Below are 16,722 nucleotides of genomic sequence, written 5' to 3' on the forward strand. Positions count from 1 at the left end.
GTGGATCGTAATTTGGACAGACTGGGTGAACTCATTGGTGCCCAGTTCGCGGTCGAATCTGTCATGATCCCCGGGTTGATCGACATGGACCTTCCCTCTCGGCAAGTGCGCGCCTATCCGTCACTTATTGCATTCGGGGATGGCGAAAAGTACTTGATCATCGAGCCAGCCGATGACGGTGATCAATTGTGCGCAAGGGTCTCTCGTGAGCTTGGCATACCGAAGGACCTATCCGACGAACCATCAATTGAGCCGCTCTATCTGGATGCAGCCAACATCATGGTCGATGAATTTCTCCCGGTCGAGATGGTGTCGATTCACACGTATGGTGACCACTCAAAGGACATCGGTACGACGACATCGGGTATAAGAGTCGAGTTCGCGAATGGGAGAGTTGTCTGTGTGCGTGTTCCCGCAGCCATGGGGTTGACTATCGGCGGGGCCGATGTGATGGACGGGATCGAAGGCGTGCCTGCACGTGTGTACTGATCTGGACGTTTGGGGGAGTTGCAGGGCCAACATCCTCGCCAGCATGAGATGCAACTGATCGCGGCCTTCTCTCAGCTTCACAACTACCTCCGCAGGCGCGCCAGCGCGCTCATCCCGTGGTAGATCACGACCGCGGCGATGGTGCCCAATGCGATGCCGGTGAAGGTGAGGTCGCCGAAGGTCAGGGTCAGGTTGCCGATGCCGATGACCAGGGCGACGGCGGCGGTGAACTGGTTGACCGGGTCGGCGAAGTCGACCCGGTTGTCCAGCCAGATCCGGATGCCGATCAGTCCGATCAGGCCGTAGAGCGCGACGGTGATCCCGCCGAGCACACCGGCAGGGACGGTGTTCAGGAGCGCCCCGAACTTGGGAGACAGCGACAGCAGGATCGCCACCACGCCGGCGACCCAGTAGGCGGCGGTCGAGAAGACCCGGGTCGCGGTCATGACGCCGATGTTCTCGCCGTACGTCGTGGTCGCCGAGCCGCCGAAGCCACCGGCGATGGTGGTGGCGAGGCCGTCGGCGAACAGGGCCCGGCCGGTCTCGCGGTTGATGGTGTCGTCACCGGCGAGATGGGCGACGCTGCGTACGTGGCCGACGTTCTCGGCGACGAGGACGAGCACGACCGGCAGGAACATGGGCACCACCGACCAGGACACGGTCGGGGTGGAGAAGTCGGGGAGCCCGAACCAGGCGGCCTCCTGGAATGCCGAGGTGTCGATCTGGCCCATGACCAGCGCGGCGAGGTAGCCGACGACGACGCCGACCAGGATGGAGAGCCTGGCGATCAGGCCGCGGAAGGCGACAGCGACGACGAGCACGGTCGCCAGGGTGATCGCGGCGACCAGCACGGCACCGTTGTCGGGGTTGGCCGGGTCGCCACCGACCACGTTGTTGGTCGCGGCCGAGGCCAGGTTGAGGCCGATCAGCGCCACGATCGCACCGGTCACCACCGGCGGCATCAGCGCCTCGATCCACCCGGTGCCGGTGACCATCACGACTACACCGACCAGCGCGAGCAGGGCACCAGTGACCAGGATGCCGAAAAGCGCAGCGCCCATCCCGCCGCCGCCCATCGCGGCACCGATCGGCGCGATGAAGGCGAACGAGGAGCCGAGGTAGCTGGGCAGCCGGTTGCGCGTGATGAGCAGGAACAGCAGCGTGCCGATGCCGGAGAAGAACAGCGTCGTGGTCGGCGGGAAGCCGGTCAGCAACGGCACCAGGAACGTGGCGCCGAACATCGCGACCACGTGCTGGCCGCCGAAGCCGATCGTCCGGGGCCAGCTCAACCGCTCCCCGGGCTTGACGATCGCCCCTTCGCGTACGTTCTTGCCGTCATCGTGCAGATCCCAGCCGAGTCGCATCTCGCACCCTCTTCAGCTCTCGTACGGCGCGATTCGCCGCCTGCCGAACGATAGGGCCGATTCGCGCGGGGACGGAAGCCAGGCACTCCGTAGGGTTGGACACATGACGATCCGTATCGGAGTCCAGATCCAGCCCCAGCACGCCGACTACGCCCAGATCCGCGATGCCGCCCGCCGCGCGGAGGAGATCGGCGTCGACATCATCTTCAACTGGGACCACTTCTACCCGCTCTACGGCGAGCCCGACGGCAAGCACTTCGAGGCCTGGACCATGCTCGCGGCCTGGGCCGAGCAGACCACCCGCGCCGAGATCGGCTGCCTGGTGACCTGCAACTCCTACCGCAACCCCGAGCTGCTCGCCGACATGGCCCGCACCGTCGACCACATCTCCGATGGCCGGCTGGTCTTCGGGATCGGCTCGGGCTGGTTCGAGAGGGACTACACCGAGTACGGCTACGACTTCGGCACCGCAGGGTCGCGCCTCGACGCGCTCGGCGAGGCGCTGCCGCGCATCGAGAAGCGCTGGTCCGAGCTCAACCCCGCACCAGTCCGGAAGATCCCGGTCATGATCGGTGGCGGCGGGGAGAAGAAGACCCTGAAGTACGTCGCGAAGCACGCCGACATCTGGCACTCCTTCTCCGACGTGGAGACTCTGGAGCGCAAGCGCGGCGTGCTCGCCGGCCACTGCGACGCGATCGGCCGCGACGTGAACGAGATCGAGATCTCGACCGCGGCGGACAGCGCGGAGGCCGCCAAGCCGCTCTACGACGCCGGTGCAAGGCTGTTCACCTACGGAGTCGGCGGCCCCGACTACGACCTCAAGCCGCTCGAGGACCTGGTCGCCTGGCGTGACTCGGTCGGCGCCTGAGTCTCAGCCCGCGACAACCGTCCCCGTTGTCGCCTGCAGGTCCGCGTACGCCTTCGAGAGCTGCTGCGTCATCGGCCCGCGCTCGATCGGCCGGCCGTCGAGGGAGACCACCGGGGTGAGCCCGCCCATCGTGCCGGTGACGAAGGCCTCGTCGGCGGTGTGGGCGTCGGTGAGCGAGAAGTCGCCGACGTCCACCCGCAGGCCCAGATCGGCCGCGAGGTCGAGGACGGTGGCGCGGGTGATGCCCTCGGGGCACGCACGGGTCGTCGAGGTGCGCAGCACGCCGTCGCGTACGTGGAAGAAGTGGGTGGCGTTGGTCTCGGCGATGAAGCCGGCGTCATCGAGCATCAGCGCGTCGTCGGCGCCCGCGTTGTTGGCCTCGACCTTGGCCAGGATCGACGGGATCAGGTTGTTGTGATGGATCTTCGGGTCGAGCATGTCGGCGCGCGGGCGGCGCTGGGCCGCGGTGATCAGCGTGATCCCCGAGTCGTCGTAGACCGGTGACTTGAACTCGGCCAGCACGATCAGGGTCGGACCGGACTGGTTGAGCCGCGGGTCCATACCGGAGGTGACCTTCACCCCGCGCGAGAGCGTGAGCCGGATGTGGACGTCGTCGCGCATCTCGTTGGCAGCCAGGCACTCCCGGATCGCCTCGGTCATGAACGCGTCGGAGGGGATGTCCGAGAAGGCGAGAGCCCGCGCCGAGCGTCGCAGCCGCTGCAGGTGCTCGTCGAGCTTGAAGATGCGTCCCTGGGTGAGCCGCAGGCCCTCCCAGACGCCGTCGCCGCCCTGGGCGAGCGAGTCGAACGGCGAGATCCGCGCCTCCAGCCGGTGGCTGAGCTCACCGTTGATCCAGACCTGGAGGTGGTCGTTGCGGGGGTCGTAGGTCTGCAGCATCAGTCGACTTTCATGACATAGGGGGCGAGGCGATCGTAGTAGGGCAGGCAGCGCTCCAGCAGCGGCGCCAGGCGTGCGGGCAGCGGGTCGGCGGCGCCGGGGGAGGAGGCCGCGAAGCCGGTCGACGCCCACACCCCGGAATACCAGTGCGGAGCCCACACGCCGTCGGAGTCCCGGCGGCCGGCCGGCCACGACAGCATCGCCTCGTCGAAGCCGATCCCCAGCGCCTCGCACAGCCCGGCGAGAGCCGCCCGGGGCGAGGCCAGGATCGAGGCGGCATCGACCACCGGCCCGCCGAACTCCTCGAAGAGCGCCACCTGCTGCGGCAGGCCGAGATCCTCGAGCGTCGGCTCCTCGCGGACCTTGGCGTAGGAGGTCAGCACCCGCTCCGGGTCCCGCACCAGGAACGCGTGCGAGAGCCCGGCGAAGGCGCCGTGGTCCATCTCCGGGAGCAGGTGATGGGTCATGTGCTTCTGGTACTGCACCGCCGAGCCGACCGGCCCGGACGTGATCTCCTTGGCCACCACCCGCCAGTCGTTCGGCTGGGAGGCGAGCACGTCGTCACGGCCCGGATGATCGAGGCCCGTGGCCGCGAGGTAGGCGGCGTACAGCGGCTCATCGAGGACCGTGCAGTCCGGCCGGTTCTCGAACGAGCGCATCAACGCCGTGGATAGGTTTCTCGGTCCTGACCACATCGCGATCCGCACAGTCACGGCGCAACGCTAGCCGGGTCAGGCCTGGTCCGCAGGCTCCAGCGCGATCGAGATCGAGTTGATGCAGAACCGGTCGCCGGTCGGGGTGCCGTAGCCGTCGGGGAAGACGTGGCCGAGGTGAGAGCCGCAGTTGGCGCAGCGGACCTCCACCCGGTCCATCCCGTGCGTCTTGTCCTCGATGTATTCGATCGTGTCGCTGATCGGCTGGTAGAACGACGGCCAGCCGCAGCCGGAGTGGAACTTGGTGTCGGACTCGAACAGCTTGGCCTTGCAGGCCTTGCACGAGTAGACGCCCTTGGTCTCGGTGTCGGTGTATTCACCCGTGAACGCCCGCTCGGTGCCTGACTGGCGCAGCACCGCGTACTCCTCGGGCGACAGCTCTGCGCGCCACTCCTCGTCGGACTTCTCCACGTTGTAACCCATGGCTCAAATGGTACGTCTGGGGTGGGAGCACAACTCCATTGCCAATGTCGAGTCATCTACTATACTTAAGCCCACGACGCTTCTGGAGGAGGCCACCTTGACCGCCCTTGCCATACAGCCCCTGCTGGACGCCATCCGCACCTACGCCGACGACGACCTGCTCGCGCGGGTGCAGGTGCCCGAGACCGGGCGCGAGTTCCACCTGCTTCACCGCGACGACGAGGTCGAGGTCTGGCTGATCGCCTGGTCGCCGGGCGCCAGCACCGGCTTCCACGACCACGGCACCGCGACCACCGCCTTCACCGTGCTCACCGGCAGCCTGGTCGAGCACAACTGGCTCGGTGGCCTCCAGATCGCCGACGTCGGCCCCGGCGACGCCCGGGCGCACGACGCCGGCCACGTCCATGACGTACGCAACGTGGGCTCGCGCCCGGCGATCAGCCTGCACGCGTACGCACCGAGGTTGGACGCGATGCACCACTACCACTTTCGCGGCGACCGGATCAGCCTGATCGGCGCAGAGCCTGGACGCCCTTGACGGCTGAGCCGCTTACCCTCAGAAGCCGGTGATGCAGTAGGGCAGCGGGCCACCGTCGGCCATCGCCGCCCAGGTCTCGACCGCCTCGGGCGAGCCGGTGATCCGGCCGGCGGCCGCCAGGGTACGTACGTCGACGCCGCCGAGATACAGGGCGCCGAGGGTGTCCGCGGAGAGCTCCACGGTCGGGGCGGCATCGGTCGGAGTGACCTCCGCGACGCCATCCCTCGCCGCGACCCGCCAGGCCCCGGCAGCGTGTCCGAGCGGGTCGTCGACGCCGAGGACGACCTCACCGGTGGCGTACCAGGGTCGCGCCTGCAGAGCCGCCGGTACGTCGAGCACGCGCATCCACAGCATGTCGTCGAGCTCGGCGCTCTTGACCGCGAACGGCTCGGCGAGCGCCCAGTAGAGCGGGTCGTGCACCGGCGCCCGGTGCCAGCCGACCCGCTCGACGAGGTCGATGTCGGCGAGGAACCGCCACAGCCGCAGGTAGGCCGCCGGGGTCAGCGCGACCAGGTCGACGACCCGCGCCATCCGCAGCCCGGCGTCGTTGCGCTCGTCGGCGGTCTTGTAGATGGCGTAGCCGTCGGGTGTGCCGGAGGCGTCCAGGTGCAGCACGGCGCGCTGCTTCGACTCGCCCTTCGAGTCGCCGCCGAAGTCGTACGCGCTGGAGAGCCAGGGCTCGTAGAACTGCGGCCGGGTGACCGAGCCGCGGGTGCGCTCCTGGAAGGTGGCATAGATCTCGGCGACCGTCTTCCAGGCGTCGGCCGGCTCGACCAGGGTCACCGAACCGTCGTCCTCAGGCACCTCGGGGCGGTAGCGGAACTTCGCGGTCACGTCGACCTCGACCTGGCGCAGATGGGTGGCTGTGCCGAACCCGAAGCGGCCGTAGATCGACCCCTCCGAGACGGTCAGCGCAGCCAGCGGCACGCCGGCGGCGACCGCGTCGGCCAGCGAGACTGTCATCAGCTTGCGCAGCAGGCCCTGGCGCCGGTGGGTCGGGGAGACGGTCACGTCGCTGATCAGCAGCGTCGGCAGGCTGGCGCCGCCGCCCACGTTGACCGGCGACGTCCAGGACGAGAACGTCGCGACCGGAATCGTGGCCGAGGAGAACTCCGAGCTCTCCGCCCACGCCCCCAGCAGCGTCACCGAGTCGGAGCGGGTGTGGTCGCGCCAGACCTCGATGCCGTCGTCGTTGCCTCGGGACTGGTGGAAGCCACGACGCGTCGCTTCGTACCACCCCTTCAACAGGGCCTCGTCCCCGTCGAGGGGGTCGAGGCTGCGGAAGACGAGGCCGGGGTGCTCGAGCGCGCTCATGATCAGAACGTACGCCCCAGAGCACCCCGATCTCGACCGGTTATTCCTCCGCCGGCCCGGTGGCCGGCACCGGCCCGGCCATCGGCCCAGCCACCTGCCTCCGACGTCGGTAGAGGAGCCAGACGGGGGCGAGGAGGAGCAGGATGACCGGCGTCCACGGGATGATGGCGCCGAGGGCGACCGCGAGGACACGGGCCGAGTCGCCCAGGGCGTCCCAGCCGGCGCTCAGCCCGGCCAGGAACCCGGGGTCGTCGTCGGAGGAGCCGCCGGGACCGGCACGGTCGATGTTGACCGTGATGGTCGACAGCGAGGTCTGGTCCTCGAGGGCCGCCTGCTGGGCGAGCAGCGAGTTGAGGTCGGCCTCGCGTCGGGCGAGCTCGGACTCGATCGCGATGACATCACCGATCGCCTCGGCACGGGAGAGGAGCGTACGGATCCTCTCGATGCTCGTCCGGGCGTTCTTCACCCGCACCTCGGTGTCGACGACCTCCGTGGTGACGTCGGTGGTCGTGGTGTTGGAGTCGACCAGGGTGGCGGTGTCTTCGAGGTCGGCCATCGCGTCGTCGAACGACTTCGACGGGATCCGGAGGACCATCCGGGCATAGCTCGGTCCGTCGTCGTCGCTGTCGCTGGTCTCCTGCTCGGTGACCTGGCCGGCGTACCTGTCGGAGATCTGCTGCACCTGCGTTCGGGTCTTTCCGACGTCCTTCGCGTCGAGTGCGACCGAGCCGGTGGAGATGATCGACGCCTTCGTGACGGCCTGCTTCGGGGCCGCCGCGTCCGCGTCCTCCGCGGCCATCTCCGGAGCTGCCGCCTTCCCTGCTGATTGATCGGCCAGCGACTCGACCGAGCCGGAGTCGGCGGAGGACCCGCCCGATCCGTCCGACCCGCCGCATGCGCCGAGGGCGAAGATGCTGACGATGCTGATCACAAGGGCCGCACCCGAGATAGGCCTGACCTTTGCTGTTTTCATGCCCTCAGTACGCCCGGGGGCATGAAAACGGTGCGGGAGACGGCTGGTTTCTTCAGGCCATTTTCGCATCAGCTCGTCGCGGCAGCCGCCACGAGATCGAGAGTCTGGGCCACGATGTCTGCCCGCATGTCGGCCAGCGGTTCGCCGTTGGCGTCCCCGTCGAGGACCGGTACGTGGATGTGACCCTGCTTGGTGTCGGCCTGGAGAGCGTCGCGGAGGGCGGTGGTGCGGTAGGCCGACTCGTTGGACAGGTAATCACCACCGCCACCGGCGACCGCCGTGGAGCCCGGCGTCGGGTCCTCCCGGGTGACCGGTGCGGTCGATCCGGCCGGGATCTCGGTGATGATCCGGTTGATGTTCACCGGGAAGGTGCCGGGCACGGCCGCCTTCATCGCCTCGACCGGCAGCGTGGTCCGGGTCCACTGCGGCTGCGGGTCGGCATGAGGTACGTCCTCGGGAATCGGGATCGTCTCGTTGACGCTGACGCGGTCGTTGTCGGGGAAGGTGCCGCGATGGGCGCCGTTCCAGACCTCTAGGTCGAAACGGCCCGCGCGGCCCTGGCTGATGGTGATGGCGGTGTCCACGTCGCGCTTGCCGGGGACCAGGTGTGGCAGGAACGCGCGCTCGACGGTGCCCTGCGCAAACGGCTCCCACAGCACCGGGAACACCACGGTCTGGATCTCGACGGGACCCTTCGCCGTCTGGACGACGCGCCCGTCCATCGCCAGCGCCGTCGCCCCGGAAGGGTTCGACTGGCGGATGTTGCGATCGAGGGTGAACGGGTCGAAGCCGGAGGCCAGCACCTGCCGTGACCGGCCGGACTTGCCGCGAGTGAAGGCGGTCGACTCGATCCCGCGCGAGCTCCGGTCGAAGGCTGCCAGCACCTTCGCCCGGGCGTCCTCGGACCAGGTCCGGTACGCAGGAGCGACTCGCGCGATCTCCAACTCGCCCGCGAGCCGGGCCCAGTAGAGCGGCCGGTCGTCACTGCGCGGCAGGTCGCCACCGGCGCCGCCGCGGCCCTGCACCCGGTCGACCGCGCGCTGCCACAGCGCCTGACCGGCGAGCCGTGCCGCAGCAGTGGCGTTCCTGCTGCTGCCGGCGTCGCAGACAGCCGTCCTCACCGCGCCGGCGACGTCGTCGAACCCGGAGCGGGCCAGGATTTCGGTCACCGCCGGGTCGGTGAGCCGGGTGTGCTCCACCCGGGTGTCGGGCGAGGCGACGGTCCCGCAGGCCGGGCTGGTGCTCGCGGTCGAGGGAGCGCCGGTGAGGCCGAGGGTGATGGCGGCGGCCAGAGCCGCCGTGGCGGCGGTCAGCGCCGTAGTTCGAGTCGACATGTGGGGGGTCCTCCGAGATCGTGGCGTTCGCCGTACGTTGGAGCGGATCATGCCGGTCTCGCGACGTACTGGCCAGTGAGTTGCGGATGTCGTCGGGGCGATTTCGCTGGGGGAGGGGCCTGGAGCGGGCTAGGTTGGCGCCATGGCGAAGACACCGGCGGCACACGTGCAGGCAGGCGAGCGCGAGGTACGGATCTCCAGCCCCGACCGGGTGATCTACGAGGCGACCGACCGCACCCCCGAGGTCACCAAGCTGATGGTCGCGGAGTTCTTCGCGACCGTCGGCGACCCGCTGATGCGGGCGCTGCGGGATCGCCCGACCGCTCTGGAGCGCTGGCCAGACGGCTGGCGCGAGGGCATGAAGCTGGCCACCGGGCCCACCGACAAGGAGGGTGATGGCTTCTACCAGAAGCGCACGCCCAAGGGTGCCCCCGACTATCTCGAGGAGGTCGAGATCACCTTCCCGAGCGGGCGTAAGGCGCGAGAGATCTGCCCCACCGAGCCGGCGATCCCCGTCTGGTGTGCCCAGATGGGCGCGCTCACCTTCCACCCCTGGCCCGTCCGCAGCGCCGATGTCGACCACCCCGACGAGCTGCGCATCGACCTCGACCCCCAGCCGGGCACCGACTTCGCCGACGTGTTGCGGGTCGCCGACGTCGCCCGGGAGACCCTCGAGGAGCTCGGCCTGCGCGGTTTCGCGAAGACCAGCGGCAACCGCGGTGTACACATCTACGTACGCATCCGACCGGAGTGGACCTTCGAGGACCTGCGTCACGCCGCGATCGGGTTCGGCCGCGAGCTGGAGCGTCGCGACGGGGGAGTGACCACCGCGTGGTGGAAGGAGGAGCGCGGGGAGCGCATCTTCGTCGACTTCAACCAGAACAACCGAGATCGGACCATCGCGAGCGCCTACTCGCTGCGCCCCAAGCCCGGCGCCCCGGTCTCCACGCCGCTCACCTGGGAGGAGCTGGCCGACCTGAAGGACCCGCGCGAGCTCAACCTCTTCACCGTCCCCGACCTCCTCGCCGACGGCGACCGCTGGGCGCAGATCGATGACGAGGCGTACGACCTCACGCCTCTGCTCGAGCTGTGGGAGAAGCTGCCCGGGGGCGAGCTCAACTTCCCGCCGGACTACCCGAAGATGCCGGGGGAGCCGCCGCGGGTGCAGCCGAGCAAGAAGGTCGCGTCCCACTGGGACGAGGAGGGCAACCGCATCGAGTGATCGGCCCCTCGCCGACTCGTTGACAGGCTCATCACAGGTTCGGCACAGCCCGAGGACATGAACGACCGGTGAACTCCCGGAGTCGCATGAGTGACTCTCCCGGGAGGAAGAACTGAATGGGTTGGTTGAGTCGACGCCGAGGCGTCAACCACGATGAGATGGAAGCCGAGGATGCTCCGACGCAGCCCACCGGCTATGCGGAGACCGCGAGCCGGTTGCACGCCTTCAACCGCTACGAGATCAAGTATCTGATCGACGAGCTGAAGGTCGCCCGGCTGCGCGAGGAGCTCGAGGCCCGGATGGAGGCCGACCCGTACTCGCCGCTGGGCGGCTATCCGGTGACGTCGGTCTACTACGACACCGCGGATCTGCGGTTCTACTGGGAGAAGATCGAAGGGCTCCGGTTCCGCCGCAAGCTCCGGATGCGGCTCTACGGCCAGCCGGCGAGCTGCGTCGAGGACACCCCGGTCCACGTCGAGATCAAGCAGCGCGTGAACCGGGTGACCCAGAAGCGCCGCCTCTCGCTGCCCTACCAGCAGGCGCGGCGCTGGCTCGACGAGCGCGAGGAGCTCGACCTCGACGTCAGCGGCACCTCGCGAGGCTTCGTCAACGAGGTGACCTCGCTGGTCGGCAACCTCGACCTGCGTCCCATCGTCACCACCGGCTACCAGCGTGAGGCGTTCATCGGGCGCGAGGCCGACCTCGGCCTGCGCGTCACCATCGACCACCGCGTGCACGGCCGCGACCGCGACTTCCACTTCGCCTCCAGCGCGGAGAACCGGTTCCTGATCCCGCCGAAGCTGGCGATCGTCGAGCTCAAGGCCAACGAGCGGGTGCCCTACTGGGCGACCGACCTGACCGCACGGCTCGACATGTCGGTGGTCCGGATCTCGAAGTACTGCCAGTCCGTCGAGGCCTTCTCGCTCGCCCCGAGCTCACGCTACGGCTCGGCCGAGAACGTCCTCGCCCCGTCCGCCGATCTCATCACCTCTCGCTGACCTCCTCAGCGATCACTGCACAGGAAGCTCTCATGAATCTCGATTTCCAAGATCTCAGCTCCACCTTCACCGTCTTCGACATCGTGGCGTCGCTGACGCTGTCGTTCGTGCTGTCGGCGATCATCGGCTACGTCTACCGGGCCACCCACAAGAACGTCTCCTACAGCCAGTCGTACGTCCAGACGCTGGTGCTCGCGGGCATGGTCGTCTCGCTCATCATGCTGGTGGTCGGTTCCAACATCGCCCGGGCGTTCGCGCTGGTGGGCGCGCTGTCGGTGATCCGGTTCCGCAACGCGGTGAAGGAGACCCGCGACGTCGGCTTCATCTTCCTGGTGATGGCGATCGGGATGACGACCGGCACCCGGTTCTACCTGCTCGCGATCGCGGCCACGGTGATGATCTGCCTCGTGCTCGTCCTGATGAACAAGTTCAACTGGTTCAAGCTCGACGTGCAGCGTCAGGTGGTCAAGGTCCAGGTGCCGCCGGAGCCCGAGTACACCGCGGTCGTCGAGGACCTGATGATCCAGCACTGCTCCGACTTCGAGCTGGTCTCGACCGAGTCCGTACGCTCCGGGGCGCTGATCGAGCTCTACTACACCGCGCAGCTGAAGAAGGGCAGCAGCTCGCGTGAGCTGCTGCAGGCACTCTCCGCGGTCAACAGCGGCCAGCGCGTCACCGTGCTGACGGGCTACGACCAGACCGATCTGTGATGGCCGAACCCGACGACGTCGCGCCGCAGCCGGTGCCGCGCAAGCGCCTCCGGCACCGGCTGCCGCGGTCCTGGCGCCAGCACTGGAAGCTCGTCGCCCTCCTGGGCGTCTTCTCCCTCACGCTGCTGGTCACGCTCAAAGACGTGGGCATCAAGCCCTACATCACCGGCGATGTCGAGATCGCCGCCGCCGACATCACCGAGGACCTCGCCGGCACCGTCGACCTGTTCGACGCCTCCGTCGACCACGAGGTCTCCATCGACATCACCGATGTCGAGTACGACGACATGGTCGAGAGCTACCAGAAGGACGGTGAGAAGAAGTGGGTCACCGCCACGGTGACCATCGACGGGACCGTCATCAACGACGTCGCGGTGCGGCTCAAGGGCAACTCGACCTTGATGGGCCTGCGCGGCACCGGTGGAGCCGGTGGCGAGGGTGGTCCCGGCCGGGGCGGCATGCAGCCCCCAGAGGGCATGGAGCTCCCCGACGGGATGGAGCTCCCCGAAGGCATGCAGATGCCCGAGGGCATGGAGCCTCCTGAGGGCATGGAGATGCCCGAAGGCGGGATGGCCGGGGGACCGGGAGGTGGCGGGATGGGCGCGATGTCCCAGGCCTCCGCCGACGACCCGACCTCGCTCCCGCTGCTGCTCAGCTTCAACGAGAACGTCGAGGGCCGTGCCTACCAGGGCATGACCGAGATCTCTGTACGCCCCGGCAGCCCGGTCATCAATGAGGCGATGGCCCTCTCGCTGACCAAGGCGGCCGACCTGCCGACCCAGGACTACGGGTATGCCGTCTACTCGGTCAACGGCAGCGACACGACGACCCGTCTGCTGCTCGCACACCCGGACGAGAACATGGCCAACAACCTGTTCGACTCGCCCGGCTATCTCTACAAGGCGGACGCGTCCTCCCAGCTGGCCTACGTCGACGACGACCAGTCGTCCTACAGCGACCAGTTCAAGCAGATCAACTCCAGTGACGACGGCACCCTGCAGCCGATCATCGACTTCCTGAAGTGGATGGACGAGGCCGACGACGAGGAGTTCGCCGCCGACCTCGACGAGTGGGTCGACGTGGACTCGCTGGCGAGCTATCTGGCGATGCAGAACCTGATCGTCAACGGCGACGACATGGGCGGTCCGGGCCAGAACTACTACCTCTGGTACGACCTGGAGTCCGAGAGACTCTCGGTGATCTCCTGGGACCTCAACCTCGCCATGCAGGGCGACGCCACGCTCGGCCCCGACGACGAGAACGGCATGGGTGGCATGTTCCGTGGTGAAGATGGTGCGGCTGAGGACCAGGGCGGTGCGCAGGAAGGCGTGGCCCCGGAGCGTACGCAGCAGGCCGGTGGCATCCGTGGTGGGAACGCGCTCAAGGAACGGTTCCTGGCGTCCGAGGACCTGAAGCCCGTCTACACCGAGGCGTACTGGGACCTGTTCGACAAGGTGTACGGCGACGGCACGGCCGCCGAGACCCTCAGCACGCTCGCCGAGACGGTGCCGACCAGCGACTCGCTGAGCGCTGAGGACCTGACGACAGCCATCGACACGATGTCGGACTGGGTGAACCAGCGCACCAGCGCCTTGAAGAAGGCACGGAAGGAGTGAATGGATAGCAGAAGTGCCTGCTCAGCGCGGATCCCCCGATCGCACGAGCAGGCACTTCCTCGTCGCTGGATCCCCCCGGAACAGCGAACCCCAAGATACTAGGGGAATGCGAGCCACAACTGCCACGTGAAGCCGGTAACAGAGCGGTAACCTTTGGTGTGTTGCCGGTCACTTTCGAGGTTTTCGGTTGTCATGCGGACGAAACGTCTCACATGCCGCTGATTCCTTCGCCCTCGCCGGCCTGCTCGTCGAAGTTCTCGTGCTCGATCAGGTGCAGCACCGGGACGTGGAGATGGCGGCGGGCCTGGTGGGTCCAGTCGACGTGGAAGAACTCGGCGACCACGTGCGGGCGGGTCATGATGATCGCCTCCCGGCCGTCGACGGCCGCGACCTTGGCGCGCAGCGCCTTGACCGGGTCCTGGACGAGCTCGCCGTGGGCGGACGCGCCGGAGGTCTTCAGGACCTTCAGGGTCTGCTCGAGCGCCTTCTCGGCCTCGTCCTTGGCCTCCTCGCGCACCGCGTCGAGGTCGATCTCGTTCATCATCATCGCCGAGCCGAGGTATTCGGCCGCGCTCAGCGTGCCCATCGCTGACTCGATCCGTGCGGCAGCGTCCTCCAAGGGCAGCAGCACGTGGTAGACCGGGTCCTCGACTCCCTCGTGGAGGGAGTGGACCCGGGTCGCGTCGTCGAGGGTGATTGCCTGCTCGACAAGGAGAACGACGTCGTAGCTCATGGCTCCGACACTAGCCGGATTTAACTGGGCTGTTCAGCGGGGCACTCCGAGCACTTCGGACAGCTCGTACGCCACGGGTTCCTCGAGCTGCTCGTAGCCGCACGACTCCGGGTCGCGGTCGGGCCGCCAGCGCTTGAACTGAGCAGTGTGCCGGAACCGGCGTCCCTCCATGTGGTCGTAGCCGACCTCGAGCACCCGCTCCGGGCGCAGCGGGGTGAAGGACAGGTCCTTCCCCTGCGACCAGCGGCTCTGGGTGCCGGGGACCCGGTCGGGATTGGCCGTGAGCCACTCGCTCCAGCGGCCCCACGGGTGGTCCTCGATCGGGACGACGAGCTCCTGCAGTTCCTGCCACAGCTCGGCGCGTCGCGCGGCCGTGAAGGACGCCGAGACCCCGATGTGCTGCAGCTCCGGCCGGCCGTCCTCCCCGGAGGCGTACAGACCCAGCAGCAGGCTCCCGAGCAGCGGGTTCTCCGGTGTGGAGGTCTTGTGCTCGCGGTAGCCGGCGACGACCACATCAGCCGTACGCGAGTGCTTGATCTTCAGCATGGTCCGCTTGTCGGGGACGTAGGAGGCGTCCAGCGGCTTGGCCATCACCCCGTCCAGTCCGGCGCCCTCGAACCGGGTGAACCAGTCCTGGGCGACCTCGGGGTCGGTCGTCGTCGTGCACAGATGGACGTTGTCCGAGGCCACGTTGGCGAAGACGTCCTCCAGCGCGGCCCGCCGCTCTGTCAGCGGTTCGTCGAGGAACGACCTCTCGCCCAGCGCGAGCAGATCGAAGGCCGCGTACGCAGCGGGCGTCTCCTCCGCCAACAGGGTGATCCGCGACGCCGCCGGGTGGATCCGCTGCTGCAGCACCTCGAACTCCAGCCGGTCCCCGATCGCCACGAAGATCTCCCCGTCGAGCACGATCTTCTCCGGCAGCGCCTTCCGCAGCGCCTCGGCCACCTCGGGGAAGTAGCGCGTCAGCGGCTTGGTGTTCCGCGACGCCAGCTCCACCTCGTCCCCGTCCTTGAACACGATGCACCGGAACCCGTCCCACTTCGGCTCGAACGCATAGCCACCGTCGGTCGGCACGCCCTTCGCGGGCTTCGCGAGCATCGGCAGGATCGGCGGCATCACAGGAAGGTCCACGTCGCTCAGCCTAAGGGCGCCGCGCGAATTTCAGATGAGGATTCAGGTCGGTCAGGTCGTCACGGCGGCGTACCGCTGCAGGAACAGTGCCTCGGTCAGTGCCATGGACGAGATCTCGCGCGGATCCACGCTCTCGTTCGGCGCGTGGATCAGCGCCTGCGGCTCCTCCACACCCATCAGGATGATCTCGGCGTCGGGGTAGGTGTCGGTGAACACGTTGCACAACGGGATCGAGCCGCCCTGCCCGAGGCTCGCCATCGGCTTCTCGTACGCCTCGAGCATCGCCTCGCCCATTGCCTGGTAGGCCGGTCCGTCGGTGGTGGCCCGGAACGGCGAGCCGGTGGCTTCCACCTCGATGGTGACATGGACACCCCAGGGCGCGGTCAGGCGGAGGTGCGCTTCGAGCGCCTTCAGTGCCACGTCCGGCGCGAGCCCGGGTGGGATGCGGAGGTTCAGCCGGGCCGCGGCCTTCGGCACGATCGCCGCCGCCGAGCCGACCACGGGTGGGCAGTCGATGCCGAGCACCGTGACCGCCGGCCGGGCCCACAACATGTCCGAGACCGAGCCGTCACCGAGCAGCTGGACTCCGTCAAGCAGTCCGGCGTCGCTGCGGAACTGCTCGGGCGGGTACGGCTGGCCCTCCCAGCGTCGGGTGTTGTCGAGCCCCTCGACGGTGGTGTTGCCGGCTGCATCCCGCATGCTGGCCAGCATCGCGATCAGGGCGGCGAGGGCGTCCGGAGCCGCACCGCCGAACATGCCGGAGTGCACCTCCGAGGTCAGCGCCTCCACCGATACGACCACGTTGACCATGCCACGCAGGCTGACGGTTGCCGCCGGCTGGCCGACGGCCGCGTTTCCGGTGTCGCAGACCAGGATCGTGTCTGCGCGGAGCAGGTCCGCGTTGTCGACCACGAACGCCTCCAGCCCCCCGGTGCCCTGCTCCTCGGACCCCTCGACGACCAGCTTGAGGTTCACCGGTACGTCCTGTCCCAAGGCCCGGAGCGCCAGGAGGTGCATGAGGATGTTGCCCTTGCAGTCCGCCGTCCCGCGGCCGTACCAGCGCCCGTCCTTCTCGACCAGCTCGAACGGCCGTGTCTGCCAGGCGGCGTCGTCGAGCGGTGGTTGCACGTCGTAGTGGGCGTACAGCAGCACCGTGGGCGCATCCGGTCGTGTGCACTGTCGAGAGCCCACGACGGCGTTGCTGCCGTCCGCGGTCTCCGCCAGCCGGGCATCGTCGAATCCGAGAGCTGCGAAGTGGTCGAGCACCCACTGCGCGGCACGGTGGCACTCCTCGGGCGGGAACTGGCGCGGGTCGGCGACCGACTTGATGGCGACCAGCTCGGCAAGCTCCGCCCGCGCCTGGGGCATGAGCTCGGTGATGCGGCTCCTCAGATCCATG

Annotated in this window: 17 protein-coding genes; 7 read left to right on the plus strand and 10 right to left on the minus strand. The window is 68.3% G+C overall.

The genetic code is table 11. The annotated features are described in order from the left end of the window. Positions 1–489 (plus strand): hypothetical protein, encoded by a 489-nt coding sequence (locus ABZU72_RS05175; protein WP_355017807.1) that lies wholly within the window; start codon positions 1–3, stop codon positions 487–489. Between the two features lie 83 nt (positions 490–572). On the opposite strand, the gene ABZU72_RS05180 is transcribed toward ABZU72_RS05175, so the two are convergent. Next, the gene (locus ABZU72_RS05180; protein ID WP_355017808.1) at positions 573–1,853 is read right to left on the minus strand and encodes a solute carrier family 23 protein; all 1,281 of its coding nucleotides are present in this window, start codon (positions 1,851–1,853) and stop codon (positions 573–575) included. Positions 1,854–1,956: 103 nt separating this feature from the next. Here ABZU72_RS05180 and ABZU72_RS05185 point away from each other — a divergent pair, with 103 nt between their 5' ends. Further along, positions 1,957–2,721, plus strand: coding sequence for an LLM class F420-dependent oxidoreductase (locus tag ABZU72_RS05185; RefSeq protein WP_355017809.1), 765 nt, complete (start codon positions 1,957–1,959; stop codon positions 2,719–2,721). 3 nt (positions 2,722–2,724) lie between these two features. Here ABZU72_RS05185 and ABZU72_RS05190 read toward each other — a convergent pair whose 3' ends face one another. The 3 genes from ABZU72_RS05190 to msrB are packed head-to-tail and all read right to left on the minus strand — an operon-like array spanning position 2,725 to position 4,754. After that, positions 2,725–3,618, minus strand: coding sequence for an aminotransferase class IV (locus ABZU72_RS05190; RefSeq protein WP_355017810.1), 894 nt, complete (start codon positions 3,616–3,618; stop codon positions 2,725–2,727). Continuing rightward, positions 3,618–4,313, minus strand: a complete 696-nt coding sequence (locus ABZU72_RS05195) for an HAD family hydrolase (RefSeq protein WP_355018091.1) — start codon at positions 4,311–4,313, stop codon at positions 3,618–3,620. Before ABZU72_RS05195 ends, ABZU72_RS05190 begins: the two co-directional genes overlap by 1 nt. A 36-nt stretch (positions 4,314–4,349) precedes the next feature. After that, positions 4,350–4,754 (minus strand): peptide-methionine (R)-S-oxide reductase MsrB, encoded by a 405-nt coding sequence (gene msrB, locus ABZU72_RS05200; protein ID WP_355017811.1) that lies wholly within the window; start codon positions 4,752–4,754, stop codon positions 4,350–4,352. Positions 4,755–4,851: 97 nt separating this feature from the next. On the opposite strand from msrB, the gene ABZU72_RS05205 reads away from it, so the two are divergent. Continuing rightward, the gene (locus ABZU72_RS05205) at positions 4,852–5,292 is read left to right on the plus strand and encodes a cysteine dioxygenase family protein (protein WP_355017812.1); all 441 of its coding nucleotides are present in this window, start codon (positions 4,852–4,854) and stop codon (positions 5,290–5,292) included. An 18-nt stretch (positions 5,293–5,310) separates the two neighbouring features. Here ABZU72_RS05205 and ABZU72_RS05210 read toward each other — a convergent pair whose 3' ends face one another. The 3 genes from ABZU72_RS05210 to ABZU72_RS05220 form a co-directional block, all read right to left on the minus strand. Continuing rightward, positions 5,311–6,606, minus strand: coding sequence for a GNAT family N-acetyltransferase (locus tag ABZU72_RS05210; protein ID WP_355017813.1), 1,296 nt, complete (start codon positions 6,604–6,606; stop codon positions 5,311–5,313). A 40-nt stretch (positions 6,607–6,646) separates the two neighbouring features. Then, positions 6,647–7,537 (minus strand): DUF4349 domain-containing protein, encoded by an 891-nt coding sequence (locus ABZU72_RS05215; protein ID WP_355017814.1) that lies wholly within the window; start codon positions 7,535–7,537, stop codon positions 6,647–6,649. A gap of 110 nt (positions 7,538–7,647) precedes the next feature. Beyond that, positions 7,648–8,913 carry a hypothetical protein gene (locus ABZU72_RS05220; RefSeq protein ID WP_355017815.1) on the minus strand — a complete coding sequence of 422 codons (1,266 nt, stop codon included), beginning with the start codon at positions 8,911–8,913 and terminating at the stop codon, positions 7,648–7,650. 142 nt (positions 8,914–9,055) lie between these two features. On the opposite strand from ABZU72_RS05220, the gene ABZU72_RS05225 reads away from it, so the two are divergent. The 4 genes from ABZU72_RS05225 to ABZU72_RS05240 all read left to right on the plus strand — a co-directional run bounded on the left by ABZU72_RS05225 (position 9,056) and on the right by ABZU72_RS05240 (position 13,459). Next, positions 9,056–10,135 carry a DNA polymerase domain-containing protein gene (locus ABZU72_RS05225; RefSeq protein WP_355017816.1) on the plus strand — a complete coding sequence of 360 codons (1,080 nt, stop codon included), beginning with the start codon at positions 9,056–9,058 and terminating at the stop codon, positions 10,133–10,135. A 116-nt stretch (positions 10,136–10,251) separates the two neighbouring features. Next, entirely contained in the window at positions 10,252–11,133 is an 882-nt protein-coding gene (locus ABZU72_RS05230; RefSeq protein WP_355017817.1) for a polyphosphate polymerase domain-containing protein, read from the plus strand. 32 nt (positions 11,134–11,165) lie between these two features. After that, complete coding sequence (locus ABZU72_RS05235) at positions 11,166–11,843, plus strand: DUF4956 domain-containing protein (protein ID WP_091052509.1); 678 nt, start codon at positions 11,166–11,168, stop codon at positions 11,841–11,843. Continuing rightward, the gene (locus ABZU72_RS05240) at positions 11,843–13,459 is read left to right on the plus strand and encodes a CotH kinase family protein (protein ID WP_355017818.1); all 1,617 of its coding nucleotides are present in this window, start codon (positions 11,843–11,845) and stop codon (positions 13,457–13,459) included. Before ABZU72_RS05235 ends, ABZU72_RS05240 begins: the two co-directional genes overlap by 1 nt. A 208-nt stretch (positions 13,460–13,667) precedes the next feature. On the opposite strand, the gene ABZU72_RS05245 is transcribed toward ABZU72_RS05240, so the two are convergent. Genes ABZU72_RS05245 through ABZU72_RS05255 form a run of 3 tightly spaced genes read right to left on the minus strand, consistent with a single transcriptional unit; the run spans position 13,668 to position 16,721 of the window. Beyond that, a complete protein-coding gene (locus ABZU72_RS05245; protein WP_355017819.1) occupies positions 13,668–14,192 on the minus strand; it encodes a hypothetical protein in 525 nt (174 codons plus the stop codon). Positions 14,193–14,225: 33 nt separating this feature from the next. Continuing rightward, positions 14,226–15,323: an ATP-dependent DNA ligase gene (locus ABZU72_RS05250; RefSeq protein ID WP_355017820.1), complete on the minus strand. Its 1,098-nt coding sequence runs from the start codon at positions 15,321–15,323 to the stop codon at positions 14,226–14,228. Positions 15,324–15,374: 51 nt separating this feature from the next. Next, complete coding sequence (locus tag ABZU72_RS05255; RefSeq protein ID WP_355017821.1) at positions 15,375–16,721, minus strand: dipeptidase; 1,347 nt, start codon at positions 16,719–16,721, stop codon at positions 15,375–15,377. Between the last annotated feature and the right edge of the window lies 1 nt (position 16,722).

The sequence above is a fragment of the Nocardioides sp. NPDC004968 genome, assembly GCF_040608935.1.
In the GTDB taxonomy this organism is placed as follows: domain Bacteria; phylum Actinomycetota; class Actinomycetes; order Propionibacteriales; family Nocardioidaceae; genus Nocardioides.